The organism is Loktanella sp. IMCC34160 (genome assembly GCF_004145845.1).
GTDB lineage: Bacteria > Pseudomonadota > Alphaproteobacteria > Rhodobacterales > Rhodobacteraceae > SELP01.
Genome location: NZ_SELP01000004.1, coordinates 80,518 through 99,114 on the forward strand (window position 1 = coordinate 80,518; position 18,597 = coordinate 99,114).

Sequence of the window (18,597 nt, forward strand, 5' to 3'; positions counted from 1 at the left end):
CCCATTGATCCGCCCGCGCCCCCGCGCTAGAGGCCGCGCATGACCGATGACAACACACATCCCACCGGCGCCCCGTGGCGCAACTTCTATGGCCGGCTCAAGGGCAAGGGCCTGCGCAAGTCGCAGGAAGCCTATCTTGACGAAGACCTTGCCGCGCTCTCTCCCGGCGCGGTTGGGTGGGAGGAAAACCCCGACCGGACCCCGCTGGACCTTGCCGCCCTGTTTCCGGGGAAACAGGAGATCTGGGTCGAGATCGGCTTTGGCGGGGGCGAACATATGGTTCACATGGCCGCCCGCTATCCGAACGTCGGGATCATCGGCTGCGAGCCCTATATCAACGGGGTCGCCATGCTTCTGGGCAAGATCCGCGAGGCCGGGGTGACAAACCTTGCCGTGCATCCGGGCGACGCGCGCGACCTGTTCGATGTGCTGCCCAAAGGGTCGGTGGCCAAGGCCTTTCTGAACTACCCGGACCCCTGGCCCAAGAAACGCCACCACCGGCGGCGCTTCGTGACCCAGGATCACCTTGCGCCCCTGTTCGAGGTGCTGAAACCGGGGGCGGAATTCCGCGTGGCGACCGACATCGAAGACTACGTGCGCCAGACCTTGCAAGAGGTGCCCAAGGCTGGGTTCAAATGGACAGCCGAAGGGCCCGCTGACTGGCGCGATCCTTGGGACGACTGGATTTCGACCCGCTACGAACAAAAGGCCCTGCGCGAAGGCCGCACACCGCATTACCTGACCTTTCTGCGCCCGTAAGGTGGGTTTCAACCCACCATTGCCGGGCCTTATGGACCCTGCGCGCGCTCTGGTCTATCAGGGCGCTAACATCTGATCACGAAGGACCACATGATGTCCGGCCACGGCACTCCCATTCCCATGACCTCCCGCAAATGCGGCCCCCTTACGGGCGAGGCCCGCGTACCCGGCGACAAGTCGATCTCGCACCGCTCGTTGATCCTTGGTGCACTGTCGGTGGGGGAAACCCGGATCAGCGGCCTTCTGGAAGGGCAGGACGTTCTGGACACCGCCAAGGCGATGCGCGCCTTCGGGGCCGAGGTGACGGATCACGGCAATGGCGAATGGACGGTCAACGGGGTCGGCGTCGGCGGCTTTGCGGAACCGGAACAGGTGATCGACTGCGGCAACTCCGGCACCGGGGTCCGGCTGATCATGGGCTGCATGGCGACCTCGCCGATCACCGCGACCTTCACCGGCGACGCCTCGCTCAATTCGCGACCCATGGGCCGGGTCACGGACCCGCTTGCCCTGTTCGGGGCGCAGGCCTTTGGCCGCACCGGGGGGCGCCTGCCGATGACCATCGTCGGCGCCGCCGATCCGGTCCCTGTGACCTACACGGTGCCGGTGCCCTCGGCCCAGGTGAAATCCGCCGTCCTTCTGGCCGGGTTGAACGCACCGGGCCAGACCGTCGTGATCGAGAAAGAGGCGACCCGCGACCATACCGAACGGATGTTGGTGGGGTTCGGGGCAGAGCTGACCGTCGAAGAGACCGACGCAGGCCGGGTCATCACCCTGACGGGCCAGCCCGAGTTGAAACCCCAGGCCATCGTCGTCCCGCGTGATCCGTCGTCGGCCGCCTTCCCGGTTTGTGCGGCGCTGATCACCGAAGGGTCCGACGTTCTGGTCCCGAATATCGGCCTCAACCCCACCCGCGCTGGCCTCTTCACCACCCTGCGCGAAATGGGCGCCGATCTGGAATATGAGAACCTGCGCGAAGAGGGCGGCGAACCCGTTGCCGACCTGCGCGCCAAATTCAGCCCTAACCTGAAGGGGGTCGAGGTTCCGCCGGAACGCGCCGCCAGCATGATCGACGAATACCCCGTCCTGTCCGTGGTCGCCGCCTTTGCCGAAGGTCAGACCGTGATGAAGGGGGTCAAGGAACTGCGGGTCAAGGAATCCGACCGGATCGACGCGATGGCCAAGGGGCTGCGCGCTGCCGGGGTCACCGTGGACGAGGGCGAGGATTGGTGGATCGTCACCGGGCGCGGATTTGGCAATGTGCCGGGCGGCGTGACCGTTGAAAGCCGACTGGATCACCGCATCGCCATGTCCTTCATGGTCATGGGCATGGCCACCGAAAAACCGATGCGCGTCGATGATGGCGGCCCGATTGCCACGTCCTTCCCGATTTTCGAGCCGCTGATGGCCAGCCTTGGGGCGCAGGTCAGCCGGGACAACAGCTGATCATGGCGGACGAGCCGGCAAAGCCCAACTGGCGCGCCCGCATCGTGATTGGCGTGATTGCAGTTCTGGGGGCGATCCGGCTGTTCGAGATTTACGTCGGTACACCACGGGGGTTTTGACCATGGCGTTCACCATCGCAATCGACGGGCCTGCTGCCGCTGGCAAGGGCACGATTTCCAAGGCGGTCGCGGCGCATTTCGGTTTCGCCCATCTGGACACCGGGCTGCTGTATCGCGCGGTCGGGGCCAGGGTTCTGGCCGGGGCCGACCCGGTAGAGGCCGCCCGTGCCCTGTGTGCCGAAGACCTTGAGGCGGACAATCTACGCACGCCGGATGTGGCGCAGGCCGCCAGCAAGGTTGCCGTTATTGCCGACGTCCGCGCGGCGCTTGTGGATTTCCAGCGCGCCTTTGCCCGCCGCGATGGCGGGGCGGTTCTGGACGGGCGCGACATCGGCACCGTGATCTGCCCGGACGCCGAGGCAAAGCTGTTCGTGACCGCCAGTGTCGAGGCCCGCGCCGACCGCCGCTATCGCGAGTTGCTGGGCAATGGGCATGAGGTGACGCTCGAAGACGTGGCTGCCGATGTCCGTGCCCGCGATGACCGCGACCAAAGCCGCGCCGCCGCGCCGTTGAAGCCAGCCGAGGATGCCGTGCTGATCGACACCTCGGACCTGACGATTGAACAGGCCGTCGCCCGCGCCATCGCTGTTGTGGACGCGGTCAGGGGCTGACGCCCGCCTCGGCCTTGAAGGCCTCTGCCAGAAAATCGAACACGTGCCGCACCCGCCGGTTCGACCGCACATCCCGATGCACCAAAAGCCAGACCGGGAAGGGGATCGGCGGCAGATCCGGCAGGACGGGGACAACATCTGGGTCCGCGTCGCCAACCCGCGCGTCACAGGGGCCGATGCCCAGCCCGGCCCGCACCATTTCCCACATGACGTTGTGGTCCTCTGTCACATAGGGAAAATTCGCCGCCGTTACCGGAAACCCCATCGACTGGTAGAACTGCAAATACCCCTCGCGGTCGTCGATATTGATGAAATCCGCGCGGGACAGGTCGGCCAGCGTGTTGATCGGCCCGATCCGGTCAAGATAGCTGCGCGCCGCATAGAAACGCCCGGTCGCGTCAGGCAGGCGGGTGCCGATCAGTTCCGGTTCTGTGGGGCGGATATTGCGGACCGCGATGTCGGCCTCGCGGGTTTGCAGGTTCTTGTGATCGTTGCCGGGGATCAGGACGATGGTGATCTCGGGCGCTTCCGCCCGCATCCGCGCGATCAGCGGCGGCAGGATGCGCGAGGCGAACAGGTCTGTCGCCGTGATCCGCACCTCGCCCGCAAGGGTCTGGGACATGCCAAAGGCGGACCGGCTGATGGCGCTGGCGGCGCGGTTCATGTCGGCGGCCATCGGCACCAGATCGCGGGCCGCGGGGGTCAGCTCGATCCGCTGGCCGACCCGTTCGAACAAGGTCACGCCAAGCGTCGCCTCAAGTGCCGCGACCTGACGGCTGATGGTCGGCTGCGTCGTGCCAAGTGCGATGGCCGCGGCGGAAAACGACCCGGCCTCGGCCGTGGCAAGGAAGCTGCGCAGGTGGTTCCAGTCGATTTTCGGGCTATCCATGCAAATTTGTATGACTTGGCAACAAATTTTGTCAATTCGCATGAGGCGCAACTGGGCCTATTCCGGGCCCAAGGATCAAGGAGAACCCCATGCACCCCAATGCCCAAGCCCCCCACAAACTTCCCCGGCGCGAGCTTCTGTTCACGCTCTGGGTCTTTGTGATGTTCCTCTACGCCTATTGCGACATCCTCGGGCTGTTCGACCGGACAGTTCTGGAACAGGTGCTGACCGGCACGGTTGGCGGCGTGGAAATGACCCAAGGCTTCCTTGTCGCGGCGGGCGTCCTGATGATGCTGCCGATCTTTATGGTGCTGCTGACCCGGATCATGGCCTACACCTGCGCCCGCTGGTTCAACATCGGGATCGGGACGATCAAGACCGTGGTGATGATCGCCACCCTGATGACCCCCAGCACCGCCTATTACTGGATGTTCGGCCTGATCGAGATCGCCACGACCGCCACGATTGTCTGGCTGGCCTGGACCTGGACCCCAGAGATGGAGCGCTAACCCACGCCGCCCTCTTGTCGACAGGCGCGAAATCCCCTATACGCGCGCCTGTTGAAGCGGCGGCACAGTCGTGAACAGAGATCGGGGCAGGGTCGGAACATTCCGGCCCTCTTTGTTTTCTTCGTTGCTTCGACCAACCGAAACCCAAAGACCGGCGGAGACAACCGCCTGGCCCGAATAGACACACAAAAGGAAACGAACCGCATATGTGCGCTAAAAACACCATGGAGGAATTCGAAGCCCTCCTTAACGAAAGCTTCGAAATCGACACCCCCGAAGAAGGTTCCGTCGTCAAAGGCAAGGTCATCGCCATCGAGGCAGGCCAGGCCATCATCGACGTCGGCTACAAGATGGAAGGCCGTGTCGAACTTAAAGAATTCGCAAACCCCGGTGAATCCCCGGAAATCAGCGTTGGCGACGAAGTCGAGGTTTACCTCCGCGCCGCTGAAAACGCCCGTGGCGAAGCTGTCCTGTCGCGCGAAATGGCGCGCCGCGAGGAAGCCTGGGATCGTCTGGAAAAAGCCTATGCCGACGAACTGCGCGTTGACGGTGCCATCTTTGGCCGCGTCAAGGGCGGCTTCACCGTCGATCTGGGCGGCGCTGTTGCGTTCCTTCCCGGTAGCCAGGTTGACGTGCGCCCCGTGCGCGACGCCGGCCCGCTGATGGGTCTCAAGCAGCCGTTCCAGATTCTGAAAATGGACCGTCGCCGTGGCAACATCGTTGTGTCGCGTCGCGCCATCCTTGAAGAATCGCGTGCCGAACAGCGCGCCGAGGTCATCGGCAACCTGACCGAAGGCCAGGCTGTTGACGGTGTCGTCAAGAACATCACCGAATACGGCGCCTTCGTCGATCTGGGCGGTGTTGACGGCCTGCTGCACGTCACCGACATGGCATGGCGCCGGGTCAACCACCCGTCCGAAATCCTGTCGATCGGCGAGACCATCAAGGTTCAGGTCATCAAGATCAACAAGGAAACTCACCGCATCAGCCTTGGCATGAAGCAGCTGCAGGACGATCCGTGGGACGCCGTCGAGGCCAAGTATGCGCTGGAAACCGTGCACACCGGCCGCGTGACCAACATCACCGACTACGGCGCGTTCGTGGAACTGGAACCGGGCGTCGAAGGCCTTGTCCACGTTTCCGAAATGTCCTGGACCAAGAAGAACGTCCACCCCGGCAAGATCGTTTCGACCAGCCAGGAAGTGGAAGTCATGGTTCTGGAAATCGACAGCGCCAAGCGTCGCGTTTCCCTTGGTCTCAAGCAGACCATGCGCAACCCGTGGGAAGTCTTTGCCGAAACCCACCCGGAAGGGACCGAGGTCGAAGGCGAAGTCAAGAACATCACCGAATTCGGTCTGTTCATCGGCCTGCCGGGCGAGATCGACGGCATGGTGCACTTGTCCGACCTGTCCTGGGACGAGCGTGGCGAAGACGCCATCCAGTCCTACCGCAAGGGCGACATGGTCAAGGCCAAGGTCACCGAAGTGGACGTCGAGAAAGAGCGCATTTCGCTCTCGATCAAAGCCCTGGACGGTGACCCGTTCGCCGATGCCGTTGGTGGCGTGAAGCGTGGCTCGATCATCACCGTGAACGTGACCGCCATCGAAGACGGCGGGATCGAAGTGGAATACGAAGGCATGAAGTCCTTCATCCGCCGCTCCGATCTGTCGCGTGACCGTGCCGAACAGCGCCCCGAGCGTTTCGGCGTTGGTGACAAGGTCGACGTGCGCGTGACCAACATCGACAGCAAGACCCGCAAGCTGGGTCTGTCGATCAAGGCCCGCGAAATCGCCGAAGAAAAGGAAGCCGTTGAGCAGTATGGCTCGTCCGACTCGGGCGCGTCGCTGGGCGACATCCTTGGCGCAGCGCTCAAGGGCGACGAATAATTCCCGACCCGGTTGGGATGACAGGGGCCCCGGCGGTGACGCCGGGGCCCTTTTCTGTGCGAATCATGCCTAACCATCGTTTCATCGGCGCGGGGCCCGTGGCCGGTTCACGTCCCGGCGGGGCGTTCGGACGCGGCCAGAGCGCCAAGAATCGGGGATTATTCGACAAATCGGAACGAAACCCTGTATCGCGAACCGATTTTCCGCCTATAGTCTGGGTCGATGGAGCGGGACCAACCCGCAGAGAATGATAAAAATCGTCCCCGGGGGGTTGAGGAATGATCAGGTCCGAACTGATCCAGAAGATCGCAGACGAAAACCCGCATCTTTATCAGCGCGACGTCGAAAAGATCGTCAACACAATCTTCGAAGAAATCACGGACGCCATGGCCCGAGGAGATCGGGTTGAACTGCGTGGTTTCGGCGCATTTTCGGTCAAGAAACGGGATGGGCGGACTGGCCGCAATCCCCGGACAGGCGAATCTGTCGCAGTCGAAGAAAAGCATGTTCCGTTCTTCAAGACCGGCAAGCTGTTGCGCGACCGGCTGAACGGGGCGTAAACTCCGCCACATGAAAACCATTCGTTACGCCTTCTGGGCCATTGTCGCGCTGTGCCTGATCCTTGTCGGGCTGGCCAATCGTGAACCAACCGTGCTGCGGGCGATGCCGGATCGGCTGGCCGAACTGCTCGGGATTTCGCCGGTCATCGAACTGCCGCTGTTCGTGGTCCTGTTCCTGGGTGTCGGTCTTGGCCTTCTGATCGGGTTCTTCTGGGAATGGATCCGCGAATATCGGCAGCGGGCCGAGGCACGGGTCCGCGCGCGCGAGCTGGAGCAGCTGAGGCGGGAAGTGGCCCGCACGCGCGAGACCGACGGCAAGGATGATATCATCGCCCTTCTGGACGGAAACTGATGCCCAAAGACACGGCGGTGAAGATTTGCGGGCTGAAGACCCGCGATCAGGTCTTGGGCGCGGTCGCGGCCGGTGCCCGCTATGTCGGGTTCAACTTCTTTCCCAAAAGCCCTCGGTTCGTGACCGTCGATCAGGCCGCCGCGCTCATGCTTGAAGTGCCCGTCGGCGTGGCCAAGGTCGCGCTGGTGGTGAATATGGACGACGCCGGCATTGCCGAGATCGTGGACCGGACCACCGCCGACATGATCCAGTTGCACGGGTCCGAAACGCCAGAGCGGGTGGCCGAGGTTCGCGCCCGCTTTGGACTTCCGGTGATGAAGGCCATCGGCATCGCCGGACCCGAAGACGTGGCGGCGATCGACATCTATTCCGACGTGGCCGATCAGTTGCTGATTGATGCCAAGGCCCCAAAGGGTGCGGACTTGCCGGGCGGCAATGGCCTGCCCTTCGATTGGCGGCTTGTGAACCGCAAATACTGGCGCCGCCCATGGATGCTTGCCGGGGGGCTGACCGCTGATAATGTCGCGTTGGCGGTCCAGATGACCGGGGCCCGGCAGGTCGATGTCGCCTCGGGTGTCGAATCCGCGCCCGGCGAAAAGGACCCGGCCATGATGGCCGCCTTTGTCGAGGCCGCCCGGTCGTGACCGGACCCACGGCCTACCTGCATCTTGGATTCAACAAGACGGGGACAAGCGCCGTTCAGCGCGCGTTCCGATCGGCGACGCCTGCGGGCTTGACCTACTTGCCCTATGAACGGGCCAATCATTCGCATCTGATTTCACAGATTTGCCTGCGCCGGGCCAGACGCGACCCGGCGAGGCAAGCAGAGATGCTGGCCCATCTTGGGAAATTGTTGCGCCGCTCTGGCGACAAAGTTCTGATTTCTGCCGAAACGCTGACCGCCGTCGCAATGCACCCCCAAACCCTGCCGGGGCTGGTGCAGGTCATCCGCGAAACGCACCCCGATATCCGGGCCATCTGCTATCTACGTGAACCCCTGGCCTATATGACCAGCCTGATGAGCCAACGCATCTACGGGCTTGCCGCGGGGACTGGTGACGACAGGTTCACCAAGGATCGCCTCTACCCCGGCTTCCGCAAGCGGATTGAGCCATGGTTCGACACCCTGGGCGAAGACCGGGTGACGGTGCGCCTCTACGACCGCTCCGCGCTATTCGAACAAGATGTCGTCGCCGATCTTGCCCGTTGGATCGGGGTCGAGACGCCGGATTTCGACCGGTTGAACAACGAATCCCTCGCGGCGGAATCCTTCGCGGTTCTTTACAGGTTTGGCATCGCCTGCGCCGAAGGAAGGGTCGACCTGTCGCTGCAGGACCGGCGAAAAGTGGTGCAGGCCCTTCGCGGCTTCGGCAGTTCGAAGTTTTCGGTGATCCCCGCGGATCTGCACCAGCTTGTTGACGAAAACCGCGCGGATATCGAATGGGCCGAAGCGCGTATGGGCCAACCCTTCCCGACCCCGCAACCATCGACCGGTCGTATGGTCTTCGACACCGAGGCGGATGTCTTTGACTATGCAGAGGCTGTCAGGCCCGACCTATTGGCCTATCTTGGCGAAAAAGCCCCAGCAATGCTGCGCCGGACGATTTCGGAACTTTACAGTTCCTGACGCAGCAAGCAAAACAGCCCAAACCCGAAGGAGCGCACATGGCCAACGATCTTTTCAATTCCTTCATGTCCGGCCCGGATGAAAACGGCCGCTTCGGCGATTTCGGCGGGCGGTTCGTGTCGGAAACGCTGATGCCGCTGATCCTCGATCTTGAGGCGGAATACGAGAGAGCCAAGACCGACGAGACCTTCTGGGCCGAGATGGACGATCTTTGGACCAATTACGTGGGCCGTCCATCGCCGCTGTATTACGCCGAACGGCTGACCGAGCGTCTGGGCGGGGCCAAGATCTATTTCAAGCGGGACGAGCTGAACCACACCGGCGCGCATAAGATCAACAACGTGCTGGGCCAGATCATCCTTGCCCGCCGCATGGGCAAGACCCGGATCATCGCCGAAACCGGCGCGGGCCAACACGGGGTGGCCACCGCGACGGTCTGCGCCAAGTTCGGGCTGAAATGCATCGTCTACATGGGCAAGCACGACGTTGAACGTCAGGCGCCCAACGTGTTCCGGATGCGTCTTCTGGGCGCGGAAGTGATCCCGGTCACGTCCGGCCGTGGCACGCTGAAGGACGCAATGAACGACGCGCTGCGCGACTGGGTAACCAACGTGCGCGACACCTTCTATTGCATCGGCACCGTTGCCGGGCCGCACCCCTATCCGGCCATGGTCCGGGATTTCCAGTCGATCATCGGCAAGGAAGCCAAGGAACAGATGATGGCAGCCGAAGGCCGCCTGCCCGATACGATCATCGCGGCAATCGGTGGCGGGTCGAACGCGATGGGCCTGTTCTTCCCCTTCCTCGATGACAAGGACGTGCGGATCATCGGCGTCGAGGCCGGCGGCAAGGGCGTCGACATGAAAATGGAACATTGCGCCTCGCTGACCGGCGGGCGTCCTGGGGTGCTGCACGGCAACCGCACCTACCTGCTTCAGGACGACGACGGACAGATCCTCGAAGGCTTCTCGATCTCGGCGGGTCTGGACTATCCCGGGATCGGGCCGGAACATTCCTGGCTGCACGAGGTCGGGCGCGCCGAATATGTCGCGATCACCGACAAGGAGGCGCTGGAGGCGTTCCAGCTGTGCTGCGAGACCGAGGGCATCATCCCCGCGCTGGAACCGTCCCACGCGCTGGCTCATGTGGCCAAGATCGCCCCCGACCTGCCCAAGGATCACATCATCTGCATGAATCTTTGTGGTCGCGGCGACAAGGACATCTTTACCGTCGCCCGGCATCTGGGCTTTGACATGTCCGATACTGTCGGGCGCGACGCCGACTAGGACTGCGCCGAACCTGAAGAAAGTCGGGCCTTCCGCCGCAGCGGAGGGCCCATTTTTCTTGGTAAACTCTGGTTTATGGGCGGAATCGGGGCGCGATGGGCTGACGCGTAAACCCCAAGGCAATGGAAATCGGCGCAACAGGGCGCTTTGTTGATGGGTGAAAGCCGCCGGTCCGGTGGCTGATTCTTTCGGGCGCTTCCCGCGCTCCGGGCAACTTGGTAGAAACCGCTATGAAACGTCTTTTGGCCTCAACATTTCTGACTGCGATGCTGGCACTACCCGGCGCCGCTTGGGCGGACAGTGTGCAGGATCAGATCATCGCGCAACTGACCCAGCAAGGGTTCGTCAGCTACGAGGTATCGCACACCTTGCTTGGGCGTGTGCGCATCATCGCGACCAGCAGCCGATACCGCCGCGAAATCGTGTTCAATCCCACGACAGGCGAAATTCTGCGCGACTTCATTCAGGCGCTGGATGACGATGACAGCGGAAACACCGGGCCGGTTCTGTTTGATCCGGACGGGCAGGGCGGCGTCGACGACGATGAACCCGACGACGACGATGATGACGAGGAAGAGGACGACGAGGAAGAAGAGGACGACGAAGAAGAGGAAGAGGAAGAGGAAGAGGACGACGAGGAAGAAGAAGACGACAAGGAGGACGACGTGTGACGGTTGATCGCCGCCAAAGACCGGGTCGAGGTATCGCTCTTCTTGGGACCTGCCGGGAGACATCGACCCGGTGAAAAAGACCTATGTGCTTGTCGTTCTGATTGTCGTCCAACTGCTTTGCGCGTTGTTCTTCGTCGGCAACATCCTGACGTCTGTCCTCGGGTTTGCCCCGATCAGCTGGCAGATCAGCGAGTATATCGAGATTGGGGCCGCGCTTGGCCTGCTTCTTGGAATTGTGGTGGGTGCGATTACATTGCGCCGGACCCTTGCCCGCAACGCCCAGCTGGACGGGCAGCTTCGGATGGTGTCCGGGGCGTTCACCGACCTCATGTACGAACGGTTTGCCGAATGGGGGCTGACCCCGGCCGAACAGGATGTGGCGCTGTTTGCGATCAAGGGCATGTCGATTTCGGATATCGCGGCATTGCGGTCCACGTCGGAAGGCACGGTCAAGGCGCAGACCAACGCGATCTATCGCAAGGCGGGGGTGTCTGGCCGTCCGCAGCTGCTGTCGCTGTTTATCGAAGATCTGCTGGACGACACGCTCAGCCCGTCAACTCTGGCCGAACCTGCGGCGGTGTCCGGCGTTGGGTTTGCCGGCCTTCGGCGTCGGGCGGACTAGTCTCCGACCCTCCCCAAAGCATTGGCCGTCAGGGCCTCGATCGGCACGATGTCCAGCGCCCGCTGATGCGTGGCCGCTAGATCGACCTGCGGCGCGCAGCCTTCGTCATGGGCCTGCAGGAACCGGCCTGCGCAAAGACACCAGCGATCACCGGGCACCAGCCCCGCAAAGCCATATTCCGGGCGCGGGGTGGAAAGATCGTTGCCCACGTACTTCGAAAAGGCCAGAAATTCCGCCGTCATCACGGCACAGACCGTGTGGCTGCCCGCATCCTCGGCGCAGGTATTGCAGGCCCCGTCCCGGAAGAACCCGGTCAGCGGGTCCATGGAACAGGCGGTCAGCGGGCCGCCAAGGACGTTTGTAGATGGGTATTTCTCGGTCATTGCAGCCTCACAGGTCGCGGGCGATGGTGCGCAGGATCTGGATGTTCTTTTCGTGTACGCCCGGTTCCCGGAACAAACGGTCGGCGGAATTGACCGCGATCACCACATTCCTTGCCCGATCAATGTAGATGTATTGGCCGTAAATGCCACGGGCAAAGAACTCTTCGCCCGGTGTCGCGCCGACGGGCACCCACCATTGATAGCCATATCCCGTGGCGCCCTGTGCAGTTTTCGCGCTGGGCCGGGTGGACGCGTCGATCCATTCGGCCGGCACGATCTGCTGCCCCTGCCACATACCGCCCTGCGCGATCATCTGCCCGAACCGGGCATAGTCGCGGGTGCGCAGGTTCAGCCCGCCAAGGACAAAGGCCACGCCGTAGCCGTCGGTCAGATAAAGCGGGTCCGCTTCCAGCCCCAGCGGCGCGATGATCTTTTCAGCCAGAAGGCCGGGAATGTCCCGCCCGGTTGCCCCGCGCACCACCATCCCGATCACATGCGTGTCGATCGAAACATACTGCCAGACCGTGCCGGGGGTGGCGAAGCTTTCGTCTTGTCCGGCGGCAAAAGCGTCCATCGACCCGCCAAGCGCAAGAACCCGGCCCATCTTGTTTATGTCGCTGTTGAAATCCAGATAATCTTCGTCAAACGTCACCCCCGATGACATTTGCAGCACGTCCCGCAATGTCGCACCGTCATAGGCCGACCCGGCGAGGGACGGGGCATAGTCCGTGACCTTCACATCAAGGCCTGCAATCGCGCCCTCCTCGATAAGGACGCCGACCAAGGCGGAGAGGAAGGATTTCGCCACCGACCAGCTGATCCGCAGATCGTCCGCGCCGGTGCCAAGGTAATAGCTTTCGTGCACCACACGGCCGTCGTGCAGCACAACCAGGCCGGTCACGTTCCGGTCGATGATCCACTGGTCGACATCGGCGGGCAGGTCGTAGGCTGGCCCGGCGGGCAGGGGGCTGACCGGTCCGTCACCGCGCAGCACCGAAACCGTGTGGAACAATCCATCCATGCCCGAGAAGTTGCCCACGATCCTGTCTTCGGAAAACAGGCTGTTGACGGCCAGAAGCCGGGTGATTTCCTCGCGCTTCCAGAAGCCGACAACCGCCGCCGCCAGAACCAGCGCAAGCGCCGCGCGCCCGACCCATTTGAACACTGTCCTCATCTGCGCCCCTCTCGCCCAAATCTGCGGATGAACCTGCCCCAAGGGTCGCGCCCTTGGCAAAGGAAACCCGACGGAAGGTCTTAGCGGAACTTGTCGGCCAGCCGTTGCAGGGGGCTGCGGGTGTCGTCCTTGGGCGCGGGCTCTGGCGCGGGCGGCTTTGCCTTCAGGGGGTCCGGCTTGCCCTCGGCCCGCACCCGTTCGCCCCCCGACGACCGGGGCGGGGCAACCCGCAGCGCCACCGCGTTCAAGAACTTTGGCCCGTCGCCCGCCGCCAGCGCGCGCGCGCCATCGCCGATCCCCCGCAGCAGGTCGTCAAGCCAGTCCTGATCCGCCTTGGCGAAATCGGACAGGACATAGCCCGCCACCCTGTCCTTGTGGCCCGGATGCCCGATCCCCAGTCGGACCCGGTCATAGTCCGGCCCGATATGCTGGTGGATCGACCGCAGCCCGTTGTGGCCGGCGTGCCCGCCCCCGGTCTTCAGACGGCATTTGCTCGGGGCAAGGTCCAATTCGTCGTGGAATACCACCACATCCGCCGGGCTCAGCTTGTGAAACCGCATCGCTTCACCCACGGACTGACCAGACAGGTTCATGAAGGTCTGCGGCTTGAGAAGGATCACCTTTTCGGACCCGATCTTTCCTTCGCTGACCTGCCCCTGAAACTTGGACCGCCAAGGGCCAAAGCCGTGGTCGGACGCGATTTGGTCCAGCGCCATAAAGCCGATGTTATGGCGGTTCTGCGCGTATTCCGCGCCGGGATTTCCAAGGCCAACAAAGAGTTTCATATCCGCCCTATGCCATGTCAGGGCCGGGCAGGGGAAGAGGCAGGGTATCAGCACCGGTGATGATCCCTTGCACCAAAGATTATTTGACTTGGCGACGGGCGCGTCGCATCAGTCGGAAATGCACAAATCCGCGCCCCTTTTCACCCCTGTTCTGATCGTCGGATGTGTCGTCATCCTGACGGGCTTTGCCATCCGTGCGTCCTTCGGGGTGTTCCAGATCCCGATTGCCGAAGAGTTTGGCTGGCTTCGGGCCGATTTCAGCCTCGCCATCGCGATCCAGAACCTGTTCTGGGGGATCGGCCAGCCGATCTTTGGGGCGATTGCGGAAAAGATCGGGGATCGCAAGGCGATCATCATGGGGGCAATCGCCTATGCGGCGGGCCTCTTGCTGTCGGCCGGGGCGACAACCCCGCTGGCCCACCAGATGTACGAGGTGCTGGTCGGCTTTGGCATCGCCGGGACCGGGTTTGGCGTGATCCTTGCGGTCGTGGGCCGCGCCTCGAGCCCGGAAAACCGGTCGATGAGCCTTGCCATCGCCACCGCCGCCGGATCGGCCGGGCAGGTGGTTGGCGCGCCGCTGGCCGAATACCTGTTGGGATTCATGACATGGCAATCGGTCTTCGTTGCCTTTGCCGCCGCGATTCTTGCGGTCCTCCTGCTTTTGCCCTTCATGCGGTCCCCCACCCGCCCGGCCACCAAGGCCGAGCTGGAAGAGACCATGGGCCAGATCCTGATGAAGGCCGCCAAAGACCCGTCCTATGCGATGATCTTCCTTGGGTTCTTTTCCTGCGGCTATCAACTGGCCTTTGTCACCGCCCACTTTCCGGCCTTCGTGACGGAAATGTGCGGCCCCATCGACAGCGCGGGCTTCCTTGCGGGCGCCGGGATCACCAGCACGTCGGCGCTGGGCGCGGTTGCGATTTCGCTGATCGGGTTGGCGAATATCGCGGGCACGCTGACCGCCGGGTGGCTGGGTAACAGGTTTCCCAAGAAATACCTTCTGTCGGGCATCTACGCCGGGCGGACCATTGTCGCGGCATGGTTCATCATGACCCCGATGACGCCGGTGACGGTCATCGTCTTTTCGCTGGTCATGGGCAGCCTGTGGTTGGCCACCGTGCCGCTGACCAGCGGGCTGGTCGCCCATATCTACGGCATCCGCTACATGGGCACGCTTTATGGCATCGTGTTCTTCAGCCACCAGCTGGGCAGCTTCATGGGCGTCTGGCTGGGCGGCAAGTTCTATGACCTTTACGGCAGCTATACCGCCGTCTGGTGGGTCGGCGTCGGGGTGGGGGCGTTTTCGGCCCTGATCCACCTGCCGATCCGGGAACGCCCACACGGAACCCCCGCCGCCGCCTGAGGTTGTCGTTGCAACCCGGCGCAGCCTGCGCCACCTTGGGGATAACAGGCAACACTTCCCAAAAGGGCGATCTGGCGTGACCCTGCCCTCGCAACTTCCGCTGAAACTGCGCGCCGGTGGCAAGACCGACGTGCGTACCCAGTTCGCCGCGCTGCCGTTCCGGGTGGTGGGCGACAAGGTGCAGATCTGCCTGATTACCAGCCGGGGCACCGGGCGCTGGATTCTGCCCAAGGGCTGGCCGATGCATAAGGAAACCCCGGCGCAGGCCGCCGCGACCGAAGCCTGGGAAGAGGCCGGGATTGTCGGCGATCCGATCGACCGGTGCCTTGGGGTCTATACCTACGTCAAATCCGTGGGAAAGGCGGACGCCCCCATCGTTGCGTTGGTCTACCCGGTGTCGGTTCGGAAACTGAAATCCGACTGGCCCGAACGGGGCGAACGCAAGCGCAAGTGGTTTTCCCGCAAGAAGGCCGCGCAAAAGGTGGCCGAACCGGCGCTTCGGGCAATCATCGACGGCTTTGACCCGAAACAGGCACTGCGCTAGGCCCCTTTGCCTTCCCGCCAAAAGCGCTTACATCTGGATAGTCACCGCAACCGGGTTTGCCACGAATGATCCGCTACACGCTGAAATGCGACCGGGACCACACCTTTGACAGCTGGTTCCAGTCCGCCGACGCCTTCGACAAACTGGCCAAGGCCGGAATGGTCGCTTGCGCCGAATGCGGATCGTCCAGCGTGGAAAAATCCCTGATGGCCCCGGCGGTCACGACCGACCGACCCCTGTCGGCCCCCAAGGACCCGCGTGAGGTGGCGCTGGCCAAGATGCGCGAGGAGGTCGAGAAGAATTCGGAATACGTCGGCCTCTCCTTCGCCAAGGAGGCGCGGGCCATGCACACCGGCGACGCGCCCGAACGGTCCATCTATGGCGAGGCAAAGCCGGAAGAGGCCAAGGCCCTGATCGAAGACGGGGTGCCGGTCCTGCCCTTGCCCTTCAAACCCCGCAAGCAGGCGAACTGATCCGGGCAACATGCCGCAATCCTGACCGGCTTTTCCGCAACATCGCGCATTGCGCAGGCCGTGCCTTGCAATTAAAGGGGGCGCGACTGTCAATCCGGGGGGTCCAATGCCCATCCTAGTTATGAAATTCGGCGGCACGTCGGTTGCCAACCTCGACCGCATCCAGCGGGCGGCCAAACGGGTCGCGCTGGAAGTGGCCAAAGGCTATGACGTGATCGTCATTGTCTCGGCCATGTCGGGTGAAACCAACAAACTGGTGGGCTTCGTCAACGAAACCTCGCCGCTGTATGATGCGCGTGAATACGATGCGATCGTGTCCTCGGGCGAAAACGTGACCGCGGGCCTGATGGCGCTGCGGCTACAGGAAATGGGAATCGTCGCCCGCAGCTGGCAGGGCTGGCAGGTCCCGATCAACACCACCTCGGCCCACGGGGCGGCCCGGTTCATCGACATCCCGCGCGACAACATCGACGGAAAATTCGCCGAAGGCTTCCAGGTGGCCGTCGTCGCCGGGTTCCAGGGCGTCAGCGCCGAAGGGCGGATCACCACCCTTGGCCGGGGCGGGTCGGACACCACTGCCGTCGCCTTTGCCGCCGCCTTCGAGGCCGAGCGCTGCGATATCTACACCGATGTCGACGGGGTCTATACCACCGACCCGCGGATCAGCTCCAAGGCCCGCAAGCTCGACAAGATCGCGTTCGAGGAAATGCTCGAACTCGCCAGCCTTGGCGCCAAGGTGCTGCAAACCCGTTCCGTTGAACTGGCGATGCGCTACAATGTGAAGCTGCGGGTGCTCTCCAGCTTCGAGGAACCTTCAGATGACGCGGGCACCCTTGTCTGCGCGGAGGAAATGATCGTGGAATCCAAAGCAGTTTCCGGTGTCGCCTACAGCCGCGACGAAGCCAAGGTCACGCTGGTGACCGTCGAAGACAAGCCAGGCATCGCCGCGGCGATCTTCGGTCCGCTGGCCGATGCGGGCGTGAACGTCGACATGATCGTTCAGAACATCGCCGAGTCGGGCTACAAGGGCCACGACGGCGGCGTGACCGACATGACCTTCTCTTGCCCGGTGGACCAACTGGCTCGCGCGGAAAAGGCGCTCAACGATGCCAAGGCCGACGGGCGGATCGCCTTTGACCGGCTCGAGGCGGATACGGACGTGGCCAAGGTGTCTGTCGTGGGGATCGGGATGCGGTCGCACGCGGGCGTCGCCGCCAAGATGTTCGAAACCCTGTCCAAGGAAGGGGTCAACATCAAGGTCATCGCCACTTCGGAAATCAAGATCTCGGTCCTGATCGACCGCAAGTATATGGAACTGGCGGTTCAGGCGCTGCACGACGCCTTCGAACTGGAAGTCGAAGGCTGATCCAGCCGATCCGATCTGAATGCTGGGGCGCGCCGGGGAAACTCTGGCGCGCCCTTTGCCTTTCCGGGGCGGCTGTGGTCTGACTTCCCGGACCGATCAGCGGAAAGGACGCGGCAATGCAGCAACCGGACGGACACCATCTTGCCGAACTGAATGTCGGGCGTCTTCTGGCGCCAACCGACGATCCCCGCGTGCGCGATTTCATGCAGGCGCTTGATCTGGTCAATGGTCTGGGCAAGCGGATGCCGGGGTTCGTCTGGATGATGGAGGGCAGTGGCGAACCGGGGACCGGCAATACCGAAAACGCCCTGAACGGCGATCCGCAATTCGTGGCCAACCTGACGGTCTGGGCAGATGTCGCCAGTCTTGAACGGTTTGTCTGGGGCACGATCCACAAGAAATTCTATGACCGCCGGACCGAATGGTTCGAGGTCCTGGGCGACCAGCATTTCGTGATGTGGTGGATCCCCGAGGGACATGTCCCGACACTGGACGAAGCCATGGACCGGCTGGCAGACCTGCGCGACAACGGACCCTCCCGGCGCGCCTTTGGCTGGGCGGACCTGCCAGCAGCGACCGAGTGGCGAAAAAAGGTCTGTACCTGACCCCCGGGATTGGCGGCAGACCGCCCGGTTTCCCCATGACAGGGGCGGGTTATTGAATATCACCGGGTAAAGACAGATGTGTTTTGCCGTGGCCGCCGTTTCGGTGGTTGCGCAGAAATGGAGTTCATGACGATGCCCCGATTTGTTCCCGCTGTCGCCCTGACCGGACTGGCTGCCGTGGCTTTTGCCGGAATGTTGCAGGCGAAGCCTGCGCTGCGTGATGTGGACTATGTGCGCGAAGGTCTGATCGCCGCCGGGATCGCCTATGAAATCGGTGACAAATGCGATGGCATTTCGGCCCGGATGCTGCGCGGGGTCCTGTTCCTGCAATCTTTGCAGAACCACGCCCGCGACCTTGGCTATACCGAGGAAGAAATCGACGCTTATGTGAACGACCGGGCCGAGGCGGATCGGCTCAAGGCCGTTGCCTATCAGCGTCTGTGGTCGATGGGCGCGGTCGAGGGCCAATACGACACTTATTGCGCTGTCGGCCGGGCAGAAATTGCCGCTGGTAGCCAAATCGGCCGCCTGCTGAACGACTGATCGGCGACCGTGGTCGGGGCGGGG

General features: G+C 63.0%; 22 protein-coding genes. 18 read left to right on the plus strand and 4 right to left on the minus strand.

Features of this window, described 5'->3' with window-relative positions; all coding sequences use genetic code 11:
• Window positions 1-39 precede the first annotated feature (39 nt).
• From trmB to cmk, 3 genes are all read left to right on the plus strand, one after another.
• Entirely contained in the window at window positions 40-759 is a 720-nt protein-coding gene (gene trmB, locus EU803_RS11510) for a tRNA (guanosine(46)-N7)-methyltransferase TrmB (RefSeq protein ID WP_129682943.1), read from the plus strand.
• A gap of 93 nt (window positions 760-852) precedes the next feature.
• Window positions 853-2,205, plus strand: coding sequence for a 3-phosphoshikimate 1-carboxyvinyltransferase (aroA, locus tag EU803_RS11515; protein ID WP_129682945.1), 1,353 nt, complete (start codon window positions 853-855; stop codon window positions 2,203-2,205).
• A 121-nt stretch (window positions 2,206-2,326) separates the two neighbouring features.
• Window positions 2,327-2,935, plus strand: a complete 609-nt coding sequence (gene cmk, locus EU803_RS11520; protein ID WP_129682947.1) for a (d)CMP kinase — start codon at window positions 2,327-2,329, stop codon at window positions 2,933-2,935.
• Here the strand turns inward: cmk and EU803_RS11525 are convergent.
• Complete coding sequence (locus tag EU803_RS11525; RefSeq protein WP_129682949.1) at window positions 2,925-3,824, minus strand: LysR family transcriptional regulator; 900 nt, start codon at window positions 3,822-3,824, stop codon at window positions 2,925-2,927. The genes cmk and EU803_RS11525 overlap by 11 nt on opposite strands.
• An 89-nt stretch (window positions 3,825-3,913) precedes the next feature.
• Here EU803_RS11525 and EU803_RS11530 point away from each other — a divergent pair, with 89 nt between their 5' ends.
• The 9 genes from EU803_RS11530 (at window position 3,914) to EU803_RS11570 (ending at window position 11,337) form a co-directional block, all read left to right on the plus strand.
• On the plus strand, window positions 3,914-4,333 hold the full coding sequence (locus EU803_RS11530; RefSeq protein ID WP_129682951.1) for a DUF6326 family protein: 420 nt from the start codon (window positions 3,914-3,916) through the stop codon (window positions 4,331-4,333).
• A 206-nt stretch (window positions 4,334-4,539) separates the two neighbouring features.
• Window positions 4,540-6,219: a 30S ribosomal protein S1 gene (gene rpsA, locus EU803_RS11535; protein ID WP_129682952.1), complete on the plus strand. Its 1,680-nt coding sequence runs from the start codon at window positions 4,540-4,542 to the stop codon at window positions 6,217-6,219.
• A 278-nt stretch (window positions 6,220-6,497) separates the two neighbouring features.
• Entirely contained in the window at window positions 6,498-6,779 is a 282-nt protein-coding gene (gene ihfB / locus EU803_RS11540) for an integration host factor subunit beta (protein WP_129682954.1), read from the plus strand.
• 10 nt (window positions 6,780-6,789) lie between these two features.
• Window positions 6,790-7,131 carry a lipopolysaccharide assembly protein LapA domain-containing protein gene (locus tag EU803_RS11545; protein ID WP_129682956.1) on the plus strand — a complete coding sequence of 114 codons (342 nt, stop codon included), beginning with the start codon at window positions 6,790-6,792 and terminating at the stop codon, window positions 7,129-7,131.
• On the plus strand, window positions 7,131-7,775 hold the full coding sequence (locus EU803_RS11550; protein ID WP_129682958.1) for a phosphoribosylanthranilate isomerase: 645 nt from the start codon (window positions 7,131-7,133) through the stop codon (window positions 7,773-7,775). Before EU803_RS11545 ends, EU803_RS11550 begins: the two co-directional genes overlap by 1 nt.
• A gap of 185 nt (window positions 7,776-7,960) precedes the next feature.
• Window positions 7,961-8,758, plus strand: a complete 798-nt coding sequence (locus EU803_RS11555; protein WP_129682960.1) for a hypothetical protein — start codon at window positions 7,961-7,963, stop codon at window positions 8,756-8,758.
• Window positions 8,759-8,796: 38 nt separating this feature from the next.
• Window positions 8,797-10,044 carry a tryptophan synthase subunit beta gene (trpB, locus tag EU803_RS11560; protein WP_129682962.1) on the plus strand — a complete coding sequence of 416 codons (1,248 nt, stop codon included), beginning with the start codon at window positions 8,797-8,799 and terminating at the stop codon, window positions 10,042-10,044.
• Between the two features lie 230 nt (window positions 10,045-10,274).
• Entirely contained in the window at window positions 10,275-10,715 is a 441-nt protein-coding gene (locus EU803_RS11565; RefSeq protein WP_207209195.1) for a hypothetical protein, read from the plus strand.
• A 70-nt stretch (window positions 10,716-10,785) separates the two neighbouring features.
• Window positions 10,786-11,337, plus strand: coding sequence for a LuxR C-terminal-related transcriptional regulator (locus tag EU803_RS11570; protein ID WP_129682963.1), 552 nt, complete (start codon window positions 10,786-10,788; stop codon window positions 11,335-11,337).
• Here EU803_RS11570 and EU803_RS11575 read toward each other — a convergent pair.
• The 3 genes from EU803_RS11575 to pth form a co-directional block, all read right to left on the minus strand.
• Window positions 11,334-11,720 carry a DUF2237 domain-containing protein gene (locus EU803_RS11575; RefSeq protein WP_129682965.1) on the minus strand — a complete coding sequence of 129 codons (387 nt, stop codon included), beginning with the start codon at window positions 11,718-11,720 and terminating at the stop codon, window positions 11,334-11,336. The genes EU803_RS11570 and EU803_RS11575 overlap by 4 nt on opposite strands.
• A gap of 7 nt (window positions 11,721-11,727) precedes the next feature.
• Window positions 11,728-12,894 (minus strand): serine hydrolase, encoded by a 1,167-nt coding sequence (locus EU803_RS11580; protein ID WP_129682967.1) that lies wholly within the window; start codon window positions 12,892-12,894, stop codon window positions 11,728-11,730.
• Window positions 12,895-12,974: 80 nt separating this feature from the next.
• Window positions 12,975-13,679: an aminoacyl-tRNA hydrolase gene (gene pth / locus EU803_RS11585; RefSeq protein WP_129682969.1), complete on the minus strand. Its 705-nt coding sequence runs from the start codon at window positions 13,677-13,679 to the stop codon at window positions 12,975-12,977.
• Window positions 13,680-13,797: 118 nt separating this feature from the next.
• Between pth and EU803_RS11590 the strand changes: the two genes are divergently transcribed.
• The 6 genes from EU803_RS11590 to EU803_RS11615 all read left to right on the plus strand — a co-directional run bounded on the left by EU803_RS11590 (window position 13,798) and on the right by EU803_RS11615 (window position 18,573).
• Window positions 13,798-15,042, plus strand: a complete 1,245-nt coding sequence (locus EU803_RS11590; RefSeq protein WP_129682970.1) for an MFS transporter — start codon at window positions 13,798-13,800, stop codon at window positions 15,040-15,042.
• A gap of 76 nt (window positions 15,043-15,118) precedes the next feature.
• Entirely contained in the window at window positions 15,119-15,586 is a 468-nt protein-coding gene (locus EU803_RS11595) for an NUDIX hydrolase (protein WP_242494353.1), read from the plus strand.
• Window positions 15,587-15,651: 65 nt separating this feature from the next.
• Window positions 15,652-16,059, plus strand: a complete 408-nt coding sequence (locus EU803_RS11600; RefSeq protein WP_129682972.1) for a DUF1178 family protein — start codon at window positions 15,652-15,654, stop codon at window positions 16,057-16,059.
• Between the two features lie 106 nt (window positions 16,060-16,165).
• Window positions 16,166-17,425, plus strand: coding sequence for an aspartate kinase (locus EU803_RS11605; RefSeq protein ID WP_129682974.1), 1,260 nt, complete (start codon window positions 16,166-16,168; stop codon window positions 17,423-17,425).
• A 116-nt stretch (window positions 17,426-17,541) separates the two neighbouring features.
• Window positions 17,542-18,030: a DUF3291 domain-containing protein gene (locus tag EU803_RS11610; RefSeq protein ID WP_129682976.1), complete on the plus strand. Its 489-nt coding sequence runs from the start codon at window positions 17,542-17,544 to the stop codon at window positions 18,028-18,030.
• A gap of 132 nt (window positions 18,031-18,162) precedes the next feature.
• Window positions 18,163-18,573: a DUF5333 domain-containing protein gene (locus EU803_RS11615; protein WP_129682978.1), complete on the plus strand. Its 411-nt coding sequence runs from the start codon at window positions 18,163-18,165 to the stop codon at window positions 18,571-18,573.
• Window positions 18,574-18,597 lie beyond the last annotated feature (24 nt).